The following is a 15,963-nucleotide window of genomic DNA, read 5'->3' on the forward strand; positions in this document are numbered from 1 at the left end:
ACATGATGTTTTGCTGCAGCAAACGCAAAATGAGAGGCCCCATGTCGCTGCAAGATATCACTGACCGTATCGCAAATGCGGAATCCGCATCCGGGCGCGCCACTGGGTCTATAAAGTTGATCGCGGTTTCCAAGGTTCAACCCAACGATCGGGTCGAAGCCGTTTTGCAACAGGGCCATCGGTGTTTTGGAGAGAACCGGGTTCAGGAGGCAGCGGGCAAATGGCCCGCGTTCCGGGAAATTTATCCAGATGTCGATTTGCATTTGATCGGACCGCTGCAGACCAACAAGGCACGGCAGGCGATCGAGCTTTGCGATGCGATCCATTCGGTCGACCGGCCCAAGCTTGCGAAAACGCTGGCGAGATTGGCGCAAGAGATGGGCAAGTGCCCGGATCTGTTCATTCAGGTCAATACGGGTGAAGAGGATCAGAAGGCAGGCGTACTTCCACTTGATGCGGACACCTTTATCTCTGAATGCCGAGGCCTTGACCTGACCATTCGTGGATTGATGTGCATCCCACCGGTCGATGAAGAACCCGCACTGCACTTCGCGCTTTTGGCAAAAATAGCCGAAAGGAACGGGTTGGACGGGTTATCGATGGGGATGAGCAGCGATTTCGAATCCGCAATTGCCTTGGGCGCGACTCACGTTCGCGTCGGATCAGCCATCTTTGGTGCGCGCGTTAAGCCTGAGGAATGATCAGCCGATTACCCGGTGCAATCTGCCGCGCGATCCATCGTAGATGGTCGCGCCGGAAGGCGATGCAGCCTTCTGTGGGATAGCGCGGTCGTCGCCACTGATGCAGGAATATGGCCGAACCTTGACCGGGTATTGAGTCAGGGTAATTCCAGTCGGTCATAAGTATCAGATCGTACAACGGATCGGGACGACGCAGTTTTTCGTGGCTGTAGCCGTGAGGCGCATGAACCAGATGATTATAGGCGGTGTCTTCTACGTCGTCTGACCATAAATCGTTTGTTCCGATAGGGCGCGCCCAAGAAGCGGGCCGCGACATTCGGTCAGCGCGGTAGAGCATCCCGACAATATGATGCGCGCCCACTGGTGTAGCACCATCTCCTTCCCGCTTGGTTCGACTCAGAGATCCCCTGCCTATTGCACAGGGGAACATGCGCCCCAAAAACCGTATGCCCCGAGGTGTTAGAACCAGATCGCGTGGTGTCACAGTAAATGACCCGATTTCGCCGCTTTGGTTGCAAGATACGAGCGGTTGAAATCAGTTTCGCCCACCTTCAGAGGAACGCGTTCAGTGACGGCGATTCCGGTTCGCTCCATCATTGCGATCTTAGCGGGGTTGTTGGTCAGCAGACGTACCGAACTGAACCCCAGAGACTTCAAGATGTCAGACCCCAGTCGAAAATCCCGCTCGTCATCTTCGAAACCCAATCGATGATTGGCTTCGACCGTATCAAAGCCCTGATCTTGTAAGAAATAGGCGCGCATCTTGTTGGCGAGTCCAATGCCGCGCCCTTCCTGATTCAGATAGAGCAGAACCCCCGCACCTTCGGCGCCCATCTGAGTTAGAGCCCCGCGCAATTGCGGACCGCAGTCGCATTTCAGGCTGCCCATAAGATCACCGGTAAAACAGGCTGAATGCAGCCGAGCGAGGACGGGTTTGTCTCGGTCCGGGCGTCCGATCTCAACGGCGTAATGTTCCTCTCCGCCGTCTTCGGGGCGGAATACGTGCAGGCGACCAGCCTCTGAAACTTCCATCGGAAGGCGCGCGGCGACGACAGGATGCAACGCGCTTCGATCGGTCAGATGTGGTGCCGCGCGTGCATGATCGATACGGGTCAGTCCGTGCGTTGCTGCAAACTCATGGCTTTCATCGATGGGGACGACCACAGTCGCGGGTAGCAGTTGGGCCGATTTGGCCAACGCAATCGCGATCCGGTGCAAATTTGCGCTGCCCTGCCGCTGGGTCATCAACGGCCCTTTCATGGGCGCGTTCAGATCGTCCGAGGGGTCTGCGACTGCCTGGACCCAGCTTAGCTCGGCATCCGCCGGGATCATGACCCGGGCCAGATCGCCGTCATACGCGCGCGCTTTTAGTGTTTCGGCGCGCCGCATTGTAATGGCCACAACCGGTTCTCCACCAAGGGTACGTAAGTCTGCCAGTCTCTGCGGGCTCAGCGTTTCCGTGGCGAACGCAAGAACACCGAATCCCAGTTCATCCGTCAGAACGACAGGAACGCCCATTCGCAGGTCGGCCCGCGCCCGCGCCAGCAGTTCAGTTATGTTGGGGACGAGACTCATGTATGTTACCCTATAACGATTTGTCTTTCTCCTACCCTGATCAATGGGAAATGTGAAACAATTCCTATGCGACAGACACGAGGCCGTGAGGCGACTGCAGTATATCTTGCTGATTGCATTCTCCGTACGCAAGTGATGGAAAAGGCTTAGGAGGACCGGACATGGCTCAGCTCAAGAAAATCCTGCTGGTGGATGATGACGAAGATTTGCGCGAAGCGCTCAGCGAGCAACTCGTGATGACCGAAGATTTTGATGTGTTCGAAGCATCAGATGGTCAGTCCGCAATGGAGCGTGCACGCGAAGCGATTTATGATCTGGTTATTCTAGATGTCGGCCTGCCCGATACCGATGGCCGCGAGCTGTGCCGCCTGATGCGCAAGCAAGGTGTCAAAAGCCCTGTACTGATGCTGACCGGGCACGACAGTGATGCCGATACGATCCTTGGCCTGGATGCAGGTGCAAACGACTATGTCAGCAAGCCTTTCAAATTCCCGGTTCTTTTGGCACGCATTCGGGCCCAACTGCGTCAACACGAACAATCCGAGGATGCAGTATTTGTTCTTGGCCCCTACACCTTCAAACCAGCGATGAAGATGCTGATGACCGAAGATGATCGCAAGATCCGTCTGACTGAGAAAGAGACAAACATTCTCAAGTTTCTATATCGGTCGACCGATGGCGTTGTCGCGCGCGATGTCCTGCTGCACGAAGTGTGGGGTTATAACGCCGGTGTTACGACGCACACATTGGAAACGCACATCTACCGTCTACGTCAGAAGATCGAACCCGACCCGTCAAATGCGCGCCTTTTGGTCACAGAATCGGGCGGATATCGCCTTGTTGCTTGACTAATGGTGGATTGACTTGGATCAAAGTGATACCCTGTAGGTATCTTTAGATTACTCCCAACCCGCGCATGTCCGGGTTATGACATGCACCTCCCTGTTGGACTGCCGGGCCCCATGGCCCGGCTTTTTTTAACGCTCAGCCAATTGATCGCCTGAATTCTACTATGTTGTCACGATCAGAGATTGAGATGAAACTGACCTTTAAACGCCTACCCGAGGTTGATCCGCAAGATATTCTTTCGCACATGTCTGATCCTCGCTTGGCTGAACATTTGCCTCTGTTAACAAGCGGATGGGACAACGTAGCCGTCGTCCAATTTGTTCAGGTCAAGGAAGAGTACTGGGTGCGTGACGGGCTTGGGCATTGGGCAATATTGCAGGGCGATACATACATAGGTTGGGGTGGGTTCCAAAAAGAAGGCGACGAGTGGGACTATGGTTTGGTTCTGAGGCCTGAATATTTTGGATTAGGCTCGCGGATCACGCGACAGGCAATTGAATTTGCTATTGCGGACCCGCGCATCCCGTTCGTGACGTTTTTACTGCCTCTATCGCGTCGAAAATTGGGGGCTTTGGCACGGTTGGGTGCCCACTATATCGGTGAAATCGAGTATGAGGGTGCGAAGTTCAGAAAGTATCGTATTAAAACAGGCTGAAAGCCCGATACATGCTGTTTCACGCAATAGGATCCGATTTGTTGATCTTTTCCCATGGCGCCGCTCACGGTCGCGCGCTAACCTGCGCAAATCGAGACAAAGGAACTTTCCGATATGCCCTTTACCCTTGCCACATGGAACATCAACTCGGTCCGCCTGCGTGAGCCTATCGTGCTGAAATTGCTGCAGGAAGAGGCGCCAGATGTGCTGTGTTTGCAGGAATGCAAGTCGCCGGTCGACAAGATCCCGACCGAGGGCTTTGACGAGCTTGGCTACACGCATTTGATCGCGCGGGGGCAGAAGGGCTATAATGGTGTCGCCATCCTGTCCCGGCTGCCGCTAGAGGAAGTGGGGGACAAAGATTTCGCGGGATTGGGTCATGCACGCCATATCGCGGGTCGGCTGGATAATGGTGTGACCATCCACAATTTCTATGTTCCTGCCGGAGGTGATGTCCCGGATCGCGAGGTGAACGAGAAATTTGGTCAGAAACTGGACTACCTGACCGATATGCGGGACTGGTTCCATGCAGAGAAGCCGGAAAAGTCCATACTGGTTGGCGATTTAAATATTGCCCCGCGCGAAGATGATGTCTGGTCGCACAAACAACTGCTCAAGGTGGTTTCGCATACGCCGATCGAAGTTGAAGCGCTAGCCGAGACGCAGGATGCGGGTGGCTGGGTCGATATTACCCGGCAGGATATCCCCGAAGGGCAGCTTTATAGCTGGTGGTCCTACCGGGCGCGGGATTGGGACGCGGCAGATAAGGGGCGCAGGCTAGATCATGTCTGGGCCACGCCTGATATCTCGAACGCTGGCCATTCCAGCCGAGTTTTGCGCGATGCGCGTGGATGGGAGAAACCAAGCGATCACGCGCCGGTTTTTGCGACATTCGACGTCTGATTGATGTAAAAACGCTCGACTCAGCCCTTGGTTTCTGAACTGCGGGGCTGCATATAGAGCGCAAATACGAACCTGAGAGTAAATACCATGGATCTTTTGAACGGCGCAGCCAGCCCTGATACCACTGATCTGATCAAGGATGGGACCGAGGCCACTTTTATGGCCGATGTGGTCGAAGCCTCGCAAGAGATGCCGATCCTCGTCGATTTCTGGGCTCCATGGTGCGGTCCTTGCAAAACGCTAGGCCCGGCACTGGAAGATGCGGTGACCGCAGCCAAGGGCGCGGTCAAGATGGTCAAGATCAACGTGGATGAGGCTCAGATGATTGCGGGACAACTGCGTGTTCAGTCGATTCCAACCGTCTATGCCTTTCACAAGGGTCAACCAATTGACGGATTTCAAGGCGCATTGCCAGGGTCTGAGATCAAGGCATTTATTGATCGCGTGATCGAAGCCGCAGGTGGCGAGAGCCCCGGTAATCAGCTGGACGATGCGGTTCAGTCCGCAGAAGAAATGTTGACTGAAGGGGCGGCTGTTGACGCGGCGCAAACCTTTGCGGCTATTCTGGGCGAGGATGCCAACCACGCTGCAGCTTATGGCGGGCTAGTACGGGCGCATATCGCGCTGGGTGATCTGGATCAGGCTGAAGCCATCCTCAACGGTGCCCCGGCCGAGATTTCAACTTCACCCGAGGTTGAAGCAGCCCATGCGCAGCTCGAACTGGCCAAACAGGCGGCGGATGCGGGGCCGGTTGGTGAATTGACTGCGGCGGTTGAGGCTGAGCCTGACAACCATCAAGCCCGATTTGATCTTGCGCAGGCCTTGCATGCCAACGGTGATGTTGATGAGGCGGTCGCTCAATTGCTCGAACTGTTCCGCCGGGATCGCGAATGGAATGAGGGCGCGGCCAAGGCCCAGCTCTTCACGATCTTCGATGCGCTCAAGCCCAATGATCCGATCGTGTTGAACGGACGGCGCAAGCTCAGCTCGATGATATTTGCCTAAATTCCGATCAGGGCTACACTCGTCTACATGATGCACCCCGCTGATCTGCCGGAAACGGTGTCTGTGTTTCCTCTGCCCGGAGCGCTGCTGTTGCCGCGCTCGCGCCTGCCGCTGCACATCTTTGAGCCGCGCTATCTCCAGATGCTTGATGACGCGCTTAAAACGTCGGAGCGGCTGATTGGGATGGTGCAGCCGAACACCTGTCAGGGGGACGAGACCAAGCTGCATCAAATCGGTTGCGCCGGCCGCATCACACAGTTTTCCGAGACTGAAGATGGTCGCTATCTGATCACTCTGACTGGTATATCGCGTTTTAGGGTCAAATCAGAACTGGACAGTTTCACCCCTTATCGGCGCGCCTCGGTGTCGTGGGATGGGTTCGATCGTGATCTGGGCAAGGCCGAAGTGGATGACGGTTTTGATCGAAACAGGTTCCTAAAACTACTGGAACGGTTTTTCTCATCGCGCCAGTTGTCGACCGATTGGGACACGATGAAAGACGCAGACGACGAGCTTTTGGTCAATTCGCTGTCGATGATGCTCGAATTCGACCCTGAGGAAAAGCAGGCCCTGCTTGAAGCCCCCTGCCTGCGTACCCGGCGCGAGACCTTGGTGACATTGATTGAGTTCGCCATGCGTGGCGGATCGAATGAGGAACATTTGCAATGAGCACACCCGAACACGCTTTTGATCGTCATATGCTTGAGGCGTTGATTTGTCCGCAGACGCACACGACGCTGCACTATGATGCCGAGCGGCAGGAACTCGTTTCTAAAGCCGCCGGGCTAGCCTTCCCGATCCGCAATGGTATCCCGGTGATGCTTGTGGATGAGGCGCGCGAACTGGACTAAATCGGGCGCCCTTGCAGCAGTTTCGGCAGATCACCGGTCAGCCCTGCTGCCTCGCGCACAAAGCCCCGGCGCAGCCCGGGCAGAGATCCGACAATGCCCATACCGATATCCCGGCCCATGCGGAGTAGAGGGTTGTCGTTTGAAAACAGCTTGTTGAACACATCCGTCGCCATTGCGAGCGAGGCGGTGTCGAACCGACGCCACTCCTGATAACGCTCCAGTACCAGCGTTGATCCGATATCTTCGCCACGTCGGCCTGCAAGAGTCAGGACCTCGGCCAAGGCCCCCACATCGCGCAGTCCCGCGTTGAGGCCTTGCCCGGCAATGGGGTGCATACCGTGGGCGGCGTCTCCAACCAAGGCCAGTCGATCCGCTATGAAGGAATTGGCAATTGTCAGGTTCAGCGGATATGTGAACCGGTCGCCTTGCAGGTGGATGTCTCCAAGGAAATCACCAAAGCGCGGGCGCAGGATCTGCAGGTAATCTGCCTCGGGCAGGGCATTGATCTGTTTGGCCGTCTCACTGCGTTCGCTCCACACGATGGAACTACGGTTCCCGGTTAGAGGCAGAATCGCCAGCGGGCCGGGGGGCATGAAGAATTGATGGGCAATTCCGTGATGGGGCAGTTCGTGTTCTATGGCGCAAACCAAAGCAGTCTGGCCATAGTCCCATCCCGTGCGCTTTATCCCAGCGCGCATTGCAGTCCCGCTGCGACGACCATCACAACCGACCAAAAGATTGCCAGACAGAGTCGAACCATCGTCTAGCGTCAGCGTCGCTCCGAGTGCTGTGATGTCCTGAGATACAACCGTTTTGCCGCTGATTTCAGTGATCCTGGCATGTTCGGCCATGGCTTCCAGAAAGGCGCGCCGAAGGTGACGGTCTTCGACCATATAGCCCATTGGACCTTCTTCGATCTCAGCATGATCGAAATGCATGAAAAATGGCGAGGGTCCTGCACCGGCATGGCCGTCCGTGACCTTGATTTCGAGCATGGGCTGGGCGTGGTCTTCGACCTTCTCCCAAACGCCGATTGCGTCCAGAAGACGTTGTGAGGCCAGCGCCAGTGCGTAAGCACGCCCATCAAAGGCCGCGTTCTTGCGTACCTTCTCTGCCAGTGCATCAATTACGGTGACCGAATGCCCGGTCTGAGCCAGCGCCAGCGCAAGAGCAGGGCCATTCAGGCCGCCGCCAACAATCAGGATGTCGGATCTGTGTTCCATGTGCTGCAATATGCGTGCCCATTCGGGATTGTCCATGTGCGGTCCTGTCGCTACCGTCCGGACACGGAATTACTCGGGAGGTGACCGGATGCAAGACTGGCTGACCATGACGGCATGTGATTTGGGTCGTGGTATCGGAATGGGGCAGATCGATCCGGTTGAACTGACCGAAACATATCTGAGCGCGATTGACGCCCATCCACATCGCGATCGCATTTACGCCTGTGTTACCCACGACCGCGCCCGCGCCGAGGCACAAGCAGCGCAAGAGCGCGTCAAACTTGGCCTGCGTCGATCATTGCTGGATGGGGTTCCAATCAGCTGGAAAGACCTGTTTGACACGGCAGGCGTCGGAACCGAGGCAGGTTCGGCCCTGCTAAAAGGCCGCGTGCCCGAATCTGATGCGCAGGTGGTACGGAACGCGACCGCTATGGGCACGGTCTGTCTGGGTAAAACCCACATGAGCGAATTGGCGTTCTCGGGTTTGGGCCTCAACCCTGTGACGGCCACACCTCCGTGTGTGAATGACGAAGAGGCCGTACCCGGAGGTTCATCCTCAGGGGCAGGGGCCTCGGTGGCATGGGGTCTTGCGGCTGGTGGCATCGGATCAGACACGGGTGGATCGGTGCGCATTCCTTCTGCATGGAACGATCTTGTGGGGCTCAAAACCACGGCGGGGCGCGTTAGCCTCGAAGGCGTCGTACCGCTTTGCCTGAAATTCGATACGGTTGGGCCTTTGACAAGGTCTGTTGAGGATGCCGCTCATATGCTGGCTGCACTGGAGGGCACAGTCCCGGCTGATCTGCGCGGGGCCTCTTTGAAAGGTCGCCGCTTTGCTGATTTGCAGAACGTGGCCAAAGATGATCTGCGCGAGGTACCTGCTAAGGCCTATGATGAGGCGCTGGTGCGTCTGAAAGAGGCCGGGGCCGAGATTGTTCCGCTTGAAGTGCCCGAGTTGAACGATGCGATGGGACTGTCAGGTGTGCTTTATACGACCGAAGCCTATGGTCTGTGGCGCGACGTGATCGAAGCGAACCCTGAAGCGATGTATCCCGAAATCCTGGAACGGTTCCGCATGGGCAAAGCATATACCGGCCCGGATTACGTGGCTGCCTGGTCAATGCTGACTGCCTGCCGTCAGGCCTGGGACGCGGCGACCGCCGGGTTTGACGCGGTGCTTGCGCCGACCGCACCGATCTTGCCGCCTAATCTGGACCGGCTGATGAATGACCATGACTACTATGTCACCGAGAATCTTCTTGCCCTCCGAAACACAAGGATTGGAAATCTGATGGGACTTGCGGCGCTGACATTGCCCACGGGAACACCCGGTTGCGGGCTGATGATGCTGGGCTATCCGGGGTCGGAAGAGGCCTTGTTACGGCTCGGATCAGCCGCCGAAGGTGTTTTGACCTGAATGCCACAATCCCCTGATTCGGAACCTCTTTGTCTGGACGAGACCCGGGTCGATCTGTAATCTGCCAAGAAACGGGGCGCAAAATGACCCCGATATTGAGGCAGTATGATGAATTACCCCGAGCGGTTTTCGAACCTACCGGAATATGCATTCCCGCGTCTGCGCGCCCTGTTGGATCATCATCAACCGGGTGGCGATATCGTTCACATGACCATTGGCGAGCCTAAGCACGATTTCCCGCCCTGGGTAACCGACGTGATCATGGAAAACGCCGCCGGATTTCAAGGCTATCCGCCAAACGAGGGCTCGCCCGAATTGCGCGCTGCAATCGCTGACTGGGTCAACCGCCGCTATGGCGTGTCGATGGATGCAGATACCAATGTGATGGCTCTGAACGGCACCCGCGAGGGGTTGTACAATGCCGCGATGGCACTGTGCCCTGAACAGAAGAACGGCCAGCAGCCGATCATTCTGTGCCCTAACCCATTTTATCAGGTCTATATGGTCGCCTCGATCTCGGTCGGAGCGCAGCCCTATTTTGTGTCCGCAACCGCTGCGACCAGCCATTTGCCGGACTACACCAGTTTGCCCGAAGAGGTGCTGAATCGCACGGCCGTCGCCTATATCTGTTCACCCGCGAACCCTCAGGGGGCGGTCGCATCGCGAGACTATTGGGCTGAACTGATCCAATTGGCCGAGAAATACGATTTTCGCATCTTTGCCGATGAGTGTTACTCCGAGATCTACCGCGACGCGGCACCGGTCGGCGCATTGACCGTTGCGCAGGAACTGGGCGCTGATCCCGAGCGGGTTACGCTTTTCAACTCACTGTCCAAGCGATCAAATCTGGCCGGATTGCGGTCCGGGCTGATCGCGGGTGGGCCTGAGACAATAAAACAGGTCAAGCTGTTGCGCAGCTATGCGGGTGCCCCCTTGCCTGCACCGTTGCAGGTCGCCGCCGCCAAAGTCTGGGCCGATGAGGTGCATGTGCAGGAGAACCGCGCTCTTTATCAGGAGAAATACGCCATCGCGGATGAGGTCTTTGCAGGTGTGCAGGGTTACATGCCGCCTGAGGCCGGGTTCTTCCTGTGGCTGCCGGTCGAAAACGGCGAAGAAACCGCATTGAAGCTTTGGCAGGAAACCGGCGTTCGGGTTCTGCCGGGCGCATATCTTTCCCAAGGTGATCCGGGGCAAAACCCGGGCGAGCAATTTATCAGGGTCGCTATGGTGGCCCCAAAAACAGAGATGAAGCGCGGTTTAATTACACTCCGCGACTGCGTCTATTCGTGAGGTACGAGGGCAAAATGGCATCATTGAACGCGCGCAACCGTGACCCGCTGCTGGACAGCACCACGCAAGCCGCCATCGAACGGCGCAGTAAGGAACTGATCGGGATCGCTCTGATCTTGTTGGGGCTCGCAGCCGCCGCGATGGTATGGTCCTATACGCCTGACGATCCGAACTGGATGGTATCGACCGACGCACCTGTGCAGAATTGGATGGGGCGCATCGGGGCCTCGATCGCCGCACCGTTGTTCATGATCGTGGGGTGGGGCAGCCTAGGTGTCGCGCTGGTATTGGTCACATGGGGCGTGCGCTTTGCTGGCCATTTTGGCGAAGATCGCGCAATTGCCCGTTTGATTTTTGCTCCGATCTGGATTGCAGTTCTGGCCGTATACGCAGCGACGCTGGTGCCGGGGGCTGAGTGGCGCGCTACGCATAGCTATGGGTTGGGCGGTCTGTTTGGTGACACGGTGATGGGCGCTTTGTTGACGCTGTTGCCGATCTCTTCCCATTTTCTTGTCAAGCTGATGTCGCTCGCGATGGCGGTTGGGATGCTGGCGCTGGGCGTTTTCGTGTTGGGTTTTACCAAAGTCGATGTGCGCAATGGTTTCCGGGCCTTCTTGTTGGGGCTGGTCATGGCTTATGACTTGCTGATGAATGCGCTGGGCCGAGGGGCGACCGCGACCGCGCAGGCCGCGCGCGATCGAAAGGCGCAGTGGGCCGAGCGTAAAGCAGAACGCTCATTAGCGGTGCAGGCGGATTTTGATGATGATCTGGCCTATGCAGATCCTGTTTTTGGAGACCCTGAGCCTGAAATTCAGGAGCCCGCAGCTAAGACAGGTCTTCTGGCGCGGATGCCATCGCTGATCCGCCGCCCCGAACCGATGCCCGAGCCCGAGTTGATCGAAAACGTCGCTGTCGAAGGCTATTACGATATGCCCGGCGAGGATCGTATTCGGTCCAAGATTTCGGCTGCGGTACGCAATCGTAAGGTCGCGGCAGGGGAGCTGACGCCTGAACCTGATCCGAGCTTGCCATTGACCAAAGGGCGGGGTAGGGGCCCGGATCCGCTGATATTGAACTCTGGCGTGGCAGATGAATTGCCACCTGAGCCTCCGATGACATCTGCCGGTTTGCCCCCCGAACCACCGATGACTGCTGGTTCTGAGGCGTCTTATTTGGCTCAGGCTGATTTTGTGGCCGAACCGGACTATGAAGACGAGGCAGTGTTTGAGGATGCCCCTGAACAGGCGCCGCAACCACGGCAGGCGGTTAAGATACCGGTGGCTGAACCGCGTAAGCCCGTAGTGGCTCAGCCGGTTCGGCGCACTCCCCCGCCTTCGCGCCGGGCACAGGCCGAGGCGCAGCCGACACTTTCATTTGAGGAGCGGCATTCCGATTTCGAACTGCCACCGCTGGGCTTGTTGTCAAACCCGGCCAGCATTCAGCGTCATCACCTGAGTGATGAGGCGCTGGAGGAAAATGCGCGGATGCTGGAAAACGTACTGGATGATTATGGCGTCAAGGGTGAGATCGTCAGCGTCCGCCCCGGCCCCGTGGTCACAATGTACGAACTTGAACCGGCTCCGGGCCTGAAAGCCAGCCGTGTGATTGGTTTGGCGGACGATATCGCGCGCTCGATGTCGGCCCTGTCGGCGCGGGTGTCGACTCTGCCGGGGCGTTCGGTGATCGGGATCGAATTGCCGAATGAAAATCGTGAGATGGTGGTGCTGCGCGAAATCCTCGCCAGCCGTGATTTCGGCGATGGAAATCACGCGCTGCCGCTGGCATTAGGTAAGGATATCGGCGGTGAGTCTGTCGTAGCGAACCTCGCAAAGATGCCTCATCTACTGATTGCTGGTACAACCGGTTCCGGTAAGTCGGTAGCGATCAACACGATGATCCTGTCGCTGCTTTATAAGCTGACGCCGGATGAATGCCGCCTGATCATGATTGACCCGAAGATGTTGGAACTGTCCGTTTATGACGGTATTCCGCATCTGCTCTCACCCGTCGTGACTGACCCGAAAAAGGCGGTCGTCGCCCTGAAATGGGTCGTGGGAGAGATGGAAGATCGCTATCGCAAGATGTCCAAGATGGGCGTGCGCAACATCGCGGGCTATAATGGCCGCGTGAAGGACGCGCTGGCCAAGGGAGAGATGTTCAGCCGCACGGTCCAGACCGGATTCGACGATGAAACCGGCGAGCCGATGTTCGAGACCGAGGAATTCGCGCCTGAGGCAATGCCCTATATCGTCGTCATCGTCGATGAGATGGCCGACCTGATGATGGTCGCAGGTAAAGAGATTGAGGCCTGCATCCAGCGTCTGGCACAGATGGCGCGCGCCTCAGGTATTCACTTGATCATGGCCACGCAGCGCCCCTCGGTCGATGTGATCACCGGCACGATCAAGGCTAACTTCCCGACGCGGATCTCGTTCCAGGTAACTTCGAAAGTCGATAGCCGCACCATTCTGGGTGAGATGGGGGCCGAACAGCTGCTGGGGCAGGGCGACATGTTGTATATGGCGGGCGGCGCCAAGATTACCCGTTGCCACGGTCCGTTTGTCTCAGATGAAGAGGTCGAGGAGATCGTCAATCACCTGAAACAGTTCGGTCCGCCGGATTACATGAGCGGCGTAGTCGATGGCCCGGCCGAGGAAAAGGCTGACAATATCGACGCCGTTCTGGGCTTGAATACCGGTGGTAACACCAACGGAGAAGACGCCCTTTATGATCAGGCGGTGGCGATTGTGATCAAGGATCGCAAATGTTCAACCTCGTACATTCAGCGGAAACTCGCCATTGGCTATAACAAAGCGGCGCGGCTTGTTGAGCAGATGGAAGACGAAGGCGTTGTTTCCGGGGCAAATCACGTGGGCAAACGTGAAATCCTCGTCCCCGAGCAATAGGATATTTAATAACAAGGGCAGAACGCTTATCTGGGGCTTATGAAACAGATTGCTTTTGCCCTTGCTCTGACACTAGCCGCACCTGCCGCATGGGCGGCGGACAAGCTGCCGCTGTCGCAGATCTCTAACTATCTGAATCAGTTGAAAACGGTTCAGACCACGTTCACGCAAGTAAATGATGATGGCTCGTTGAGCACCGGAAAGCTGTGGTTGCAGCGCCCGGGTAAGATGCGGTTTGAATATGATCCGCCAAATGACGCGGTGGTTTTGGCACGGGCCGGAACGGTGCAGATATTCGACCCCAAATCGAACCAACCGCCCGAGCAGTACCCTTTGAAACGTACCCCGCTGTCTCTGGTCTTGGCGCGCAATGTCAATCTTGCACAAGCCAACATGGTCGTGGGTCACGACTTTGACGGAACAGCTACGATTGTCACGGCTCAGGACCCCAAGAACCCTGAAAGCGGCCGGATCGAACTGATGTTTACTTCCGATCCGGTTGAGCTGCGCAAATGGGTGATACACGACAACGCAGGCAGTCGGACGACCGTTCTGCTTGGGCCTCTGACCGAGGGGGGGACCCTCGATTCAAATGTATTTTCTAACAAGGCCAGAATCGGGTCAAGCAATCGCTGACGCGACAGGTTCAATATCGGCAATTCGCCAACTGGGCCTGATACAGTTCTGCGCGGGCGTCCACATCACTCGCCACATTCAGCAGCCATGACTTGCTGTTGTAGCTGCCGCGCGCGTAACCCGTATGACCTTCGTGATAGGCCAGATACTGGTTGCGTGTGTCGCTAGGGTGGATGCCGTTCCGCTCATAGCTTTTGTTCATGTACCAGCCGATGAAATCTGACGCATCGCGAATACGATCCCGCTTGGCGCGGCGTTTACCGGTTTCACGCTGATACTGCTCCCACGTGCCATCAAGCGCCTGGCCATAACCGTAGGCGCTGCTTTGACGACCCATCGGAATAACACCCAGCACATATTTGTGCGGCGTGCGTGCGTCGTGCCTATACCGGCTTTCCTGGTAAATCGTTGCCATCTGAACGTGGACCGGAACGCCCCATTTGCGCTCGGTGCTTTTGAAGGCCTTGATATAGTTGGGCTTCTCGCGCGCAATGCTGCACGCGTCATTCAATCTGCTTGGCGGCTGCTTCGACCCGCCACCACAGGATGCCAAAAGCAGCACCCCGAAGAGTACGAAAAGAAATCTGCTCATGTGCCTCGTGCCTTTTTTCTTTATTCTAGCGCAGATTGAGCATTTTGGAAATCACAATCGTTACAGAATAATAGCGAGAATTAGAGGTAGTGCTGCAACAGACAACATCGTCGAGACCATAACCATGCCGGCAACGGCGTCGGAATCAGCCTCGAACCTTTCCGCCAGCAGGTATGATGTCACGGCGACAGGCGTGCACATCTGCAAGACCAACACTCCAAAAGCCACAGGCCCCAACCCAAAACCGGCGGCAAAAGCCCAGCCGAGCCCGAAGCACACAGAAAGCTTGAGCAGAGAAAGCCAAATCGCCTGTTGCAGTTTTTGGGTTGTCAGTCGGGCAATCGCTACGCCCAGTGTAATCAGCATCATCGGAATTGCCATCTGACCCAGCAATTCCAGCGTGTTGGTCAGAAACAGAGGTGTTTGCCATCCGCGCCAAAGAAACAAAGCCCCCAGCAACGTGGCCCAAACCATGGGTTCGCGCAGAACCTTCCCAAAAGCTCCGCGCCCGGCAACCAGATAGATACCGTAGGTGAATGAGAACAGGGCGGTCACTGCCAAAAAGATCACCGCATAACCCAATCCTGCCTGACCAAATGCAAATATGCAAAGCGGTAGCCCAAGATTGCCGGTATTTCCAAAGATAAGCGGTGCCAGATAAGTGCGTTGCTCCATTCTGGTCAATCGCACAAAGGCCCAAAACACTGCTGCCAGCGCGATATGGGCCGCAATTGCCGCAATGGTGAACCGGGTCAGATCCCCACCGGGAATATTGGTCTGCATCAGGGCGACAAAAATCAGACTGGGCACCGCAAGTGTGACCGCAAGACGCGTTACAAACTGTAGCCGATACTCAAATCCAAGCCTAACCCATGCGAACCCGATCCCAGCCAAAAGGAACACAGGGGCCACGATTTCGAACACTGTCAGTAGTAGGTGCACAGACTGTTTCCCCGAATTTCCACTCAATGATTGGCTTTTCCGCCCGAAAAGAGGTAGTAACCTCTTTGGGGGCCGAAACAATGTTAAAGACACAAGCCAAGTACCGCCTGGGACAGGTGGTTCGACATAAAAGACACCCTTTTCGAGGGGTAATTTTTGATGTCGATCCGGAATTTTCGAATTCAGAAGAATGGTATCAGGCCATCCCCGAAGATAGCCGCCCTCTGAAAGATCAGCCGTTCTATCACCTGCTAGCTGAAAACGACCAATCCTTCTATGTGGCTTATGTTTCAGAACAAAATCTGATCGAAGACCAATCGGGTGAGCCCGTTGATCACCCCGACATCCCCAATATGTTCGGCCCGTTTCAGGACGGATCATACCCGTTACATTTTCAGTTGAACTGAATTCCGTAGCT

Annotated in this window: 17 protein-coding genes; 12 read left to right on the plus strand and 5 right to left on the minus strand. The window is 56.4% G+C overall.

The window, feature by feature from the left end; all coding sequences use genetic code 11:
* Nucleotides 1-41: 41 nt before the first annotated feature.
* Nucleotides 42-701: a YggS family pyridoxal phosphate-dependent enzyme gene (locus ACR0KN_RS12890; RefSeq protein WP_480654037.1), complete on the plus strand. Its 660-nt coding sequence runs from the start codon at nt 42-44 to the stop codon at nt 699-701.
* Here ACR0KN_RS12890 and ACR0KN_RS12895 read toward each other — a convergent pair.
* Both ACR0KN_RS12895 and ribA read right to left on the minus strand, forming a co-directional pair.
* Entirely contained in the window at nt 685-1,185 is a 501-nt protein-coding gene (locus tag ACR0KN_RS12895; protein ID WP_170476273.1) for a L,D-transpeptidase family protein, read from the minus strand. The genes ACR0KN_RS12890 and ACR0KN_RS12895 overlap by 17 nt on opposite strands.
* Nucleotides 1,182-2,276, minus strand: coding sequence for a GTP cyclohydrolase II (gene ribA, locus ACR0KN_RS12900; protein WP_260023277.1), 1,095 nt, complete (start codon nt 2,274-2,276; stop codon nt 1,182-1,184). The genes ACR0KN_RS12895 and ribA overlap by 4 nt, the downstream gene beginning before the upstream one ends.
* A gap of 161 nt (nt 2,277-2,437) precedes the next feature.
* On the opposite strand from ribA, the gene ACR0KN_RS12905 reads away from it, so the two are divergent.
* The 6 genes from ACR0KN_RS12905 to ACR0KN_RS12930 all read left to right on the plus strand — a co-directional run bounded on the left by ACR0KN_RS12905 (nt 2,438) and on the right by ACR0KN_RS12930 (nt 6,539).
* A complete protein-coding gene (locus ACR0KN_RS12905; RefSeq protein ID WP_008756096.1) occupies nt 2,438-3,124 on the plus strand; it encodes a response regulator transcription factor in 687 nt (228 codons plus the stop codon).
* Between the two features lie 188 nt (nt 3,125-3,312).
* A complete protein-coding gene (locus ACR0KN_RS12910) occupies nt 3,313-3,780 on the plus strand; it encodes a GNAT family N-acetyltransferase (RefSeq protein WP_480654039.1) in 468 nt (155 codons plus the stop codon).
* A 114-nt stretch (nt 3,781-3,894) separates the two neighbouring features.
* Nucleotides 3,895-4,683: an exodeoxyribonuclease III gene (locus ACR0KN_RS12915; protein ID WP_480654041.1), complete on the plus strand. Its 789-nt coding sequence runs from the start codon at nt 3,895-3,897 to the stop codon at nt 4,681-4,683.
* 87 nt (nt 4,684-4,770) lie between these two features.
* The gene (locus ACR0KN_RS12920; protein ID WP_480654043.1) at nt 4,771-5,688 is read left to right on the plus strand and encodes a tetratricopeptide repeat protein; all 918 of its coding nucleotides are present in this window, start codon (nt 4,771-4,773) and stop codon (nt 5,686-5,688) included.
* 27 nt (nt 5,689-5,715) lie between these two features.
* Nucleotides 5,716-6,357, plus strand: a complete 642-nt coding sequence (locus tag ACR0KN_RS12925) for an LON peptidase substrate-binding domain-containing protein (protein ID WP_010440815.1) — start codon at nt 5,716-5,718, stop codon at nt 6,355-6,357.
* Nucleotides 6,354-6,539, plus strand: a complete 186-nt coding sequence (locus ACR0KN_RS12930) for a Trm112 family protein (protein ID WP_010440817.1) — start codon at nt 6,354-6,356, stop codon at nt 6,537-6,539. The genes ACR0KN_RS12925 and ACR0KN_RS12930 overlap by 4 nt, the downstream gene beginning before the upstream one ends.
* On the opposite strand, the gene ACR0KN_RS12935 is transcribed toward ACR0KN_RS12930, so the two are convergent.
* Nucleotides 6,536-7,762, minus strand: coding sequence for an FAD-dependent monooxygenase (locus ACR0KN_RS12935; RefSeq protein ID WP_480654045.1), 1,227 nt, complete (start codon nt 7,760-7,762; stop codon nt 6,536-6,538). The genes ACR0KN_RS12930 and ACR0KN_RS12935 overlap by 4 nt on opposite strands.
* 88 nt (nt 7,763-7,850) lie before the next feature.
* On the opposite strand from ACR0KN_RS12935, the gene ACR0KN_RS12940 reads away from it, so the two are divergent.
* The 4 genes from ACR0KN_RS12940 (at nt 7,851) to ACR0KN_RS12955 (ending at nt 14,011) form a co-directional block, all read left to right on the plus strand.
* Complete coding sequence (locus ACR0KN_RS12940) at nt 7,851-9,179, plus strand: amidase (RefSeq protein WP_480654047.1); 1,329 nt, start codon at nt 7,851-7,853, stop codon at nt 9,177-9,179.
* Nucleotides 9,180-9,287: 108 nt separating this feature from the next.
* Complete coding sequence (locus ACR0KN_RS12945) at nt 9,288-10,469, plus strand: aminotransferase class I/II-fold pyridoxal phosphate-dependent enzyme (RefSeq protein WP_480654227.1); 1,182 nt, start codon at nt 9,288-9,290, stop codon at nt 10,467-10,469.
* Nucleotides 10,470-10,483: 14 nt separating this feature from the next.
* On the plus strand, nt 10,484-13,375 hold the full coding sequence (locus ACR0KN_RS12950) for a DNA translocase FtsK (RefSeq protein WP_480654049.1): 2,892 nt from the start codon (nt 10,484-10,486) through the stop codon (nt 13,373-13,375).
* Between the two features lie 39 nt (nt 13,376-13,414).
* A complete protein-coding gene (locus ACR0KN_RS12955; protein WP_170545217.1) occupies nt 13,415-14,011 on the plus strand; it encodes a LolA family protein in 597 nt (198 codons plus the stop codon).
* Nucleotides 14,012-14,021: 10 nt separating this feature from the next.
* Here ACR0KN_RS12955 and ACR0KN_RS12960 read toward each other — a convergent pair whose 3' ends face one another.
* Entirely contained in the window at nt 14,022-14,603 is a 582-nt protein-coding gene (locus tag ACR0KN_RS12960; RefSeq protein ID WP_170771537.1) for a transglycosylase SLT domain-containing protein, read from the minus strand.
* Nucleotides 14,604-14,663: 60 nt separating this feature from the next.
* Nucleotides 14,664-15,545 carry an AEC family transporter gene (locus ACR0KN_RS12965; protein ID WP_010440831.1) on the minus strand — a complete coding sequence of 294 codons (882 nt, stop codon included), beginning with the start codon at nt 15,543-15,545 and terminating at the stop codon, nt 14,664-14,666.
* An 80-nt stretch (nt 15,546-15,625) separates the two neighbouring features.
* On the opposite strand from ACR0KN_RS12965, the gene hspQ reads away from it, so the two are divergent.
* A complete protein-coding gene (hspQ, locus tag ACR0KN_RS12970; RefSeq protein ID WP_010440833.1) occupies nt 15,626-15,952 on the plus strand; it encodes a heat shock protein HspQ in 327 nt (108 codons plus the stop codon).
* The last annotated feature ends 11 nt before the right edge of the window (nt 15,953-15,963 follow it).

The organism is Ruegeria sp. AP7 (assembly GCF_056539905.1).

What these genes read in the sequence shown, in the direction of transcription:
- ACR0KN_RS12910 (WP_480654039.1), top strand. Translation starts at nt 3,313, where the DNA reads ATGAAACTGACCTTTAAACGCCTACCCGAGGTTGATCCGCAAGATATT.
- ACR0KN_RS12905 (WP_008756096.1), top strand. Translation starts at nt 2,438, where the DNA reads ATGGCTCAGCTCAAGAAAATCCTGCTGGTGGATGATGACGAAGATTTG.
- ACR0KN_RS12930 (WP_010440817.1), top strand. Translation starts at nt 6,354, where the DNA reads ATGAGCACACCCGAACACGCTTTTGATCGTCATATGCTTGAGGCGTTG.
- ribA (WP_260023277.1), bottom strand. Translation starts at nt 2,276, where the DNA reads ATGAGTCTCGTCCCCAACATAACTGAACTGCTGGCGCGGGCGCGGGCC.
- ACR0KN_RS12935 (WP_480654045.1), bottom strand. Translation starts at nt 7,762, where the DNA reads ATGGAACACAGATCCGACATCCTGATTGTTGGCGGCGGCCTGAATGGC.
- ACR0KN_RS12940 (WP_480654047.1), top strand. Translation starts at nt 7,851, where the DNA reads ATGCAAGACTGGCTGACCATGACGGCATGTGATTTGGGTCGTGGTATC.
- ACR0KN_RS12950 (WP_480654049.1), top strand. Translation starts at nt 10,484, where the DNA reads ATGGCATCATTGAACGCGCGCAACCGTGACCCGCTGCTGGACAGCACC.
- ACR0KN_RS12945 (WP_480654227.1), top strand. Translation starts at nt 9,288, where the DNA reads ATGAATTACCCCGAGCGGTTTTCGAACCTACCGGAATATGCATTCCCG.
- ACR0KN_RS12960 (WP_170771537.1), bottom strand. Translation starts at nt 14,603, where the DNA reads ATGAGCAGATTTCTTTTCGTACTCTTCGGGGTGCTGCTTTTGGCATCC.
- ACR0KN_RS12890 (WP_480654037.1), top strand. Translation starts at nt 42, where the DNA reads ATGTCGCTGCAAGATATCACTGACCGTATCGCAAATGCGGAATCCGCA.
- ACR0KN_RS12915 (WP_480654041.1), top strand. Translation starts at nt 3,895, where the DNA reads ATGCCCTTTACCCTTGCCACATGGAACATCAACTCGGTCCGCCTGCGT.
- ACR0KN_RS12955 (WP_170545217.1), top strand. Translation starts at nt 13,415, where the DNA reads ATGAAACAGATTGCTTTTGCCCTTGCTCTGACACTAGCCGCACCTGCC.
- hspQ (WP_010440833.1), top strand. Translation starts at nt 15,626, where the DNA reads ATGTTAAAGACACAAGCCAAGTACCGCCTGGGACAGGTGGTTCGACAT.
- ACR0KN_RS12920 (WP_480654043.1), top strand. Translation starts at nt 4,771, where the DNA reads ATGGATCTTTTGAACGGCGCAGCCAGCCCTGATACCACTGATCTGATC.
- ACR0KN_RS12925 (WP_010440815.1), top strand. Translation starts at nt 5,716, where the DNA reads ATGATGCACCCCGCTGATCTGCCGGAAACGGTGTCTGTGTTTCCTCTG.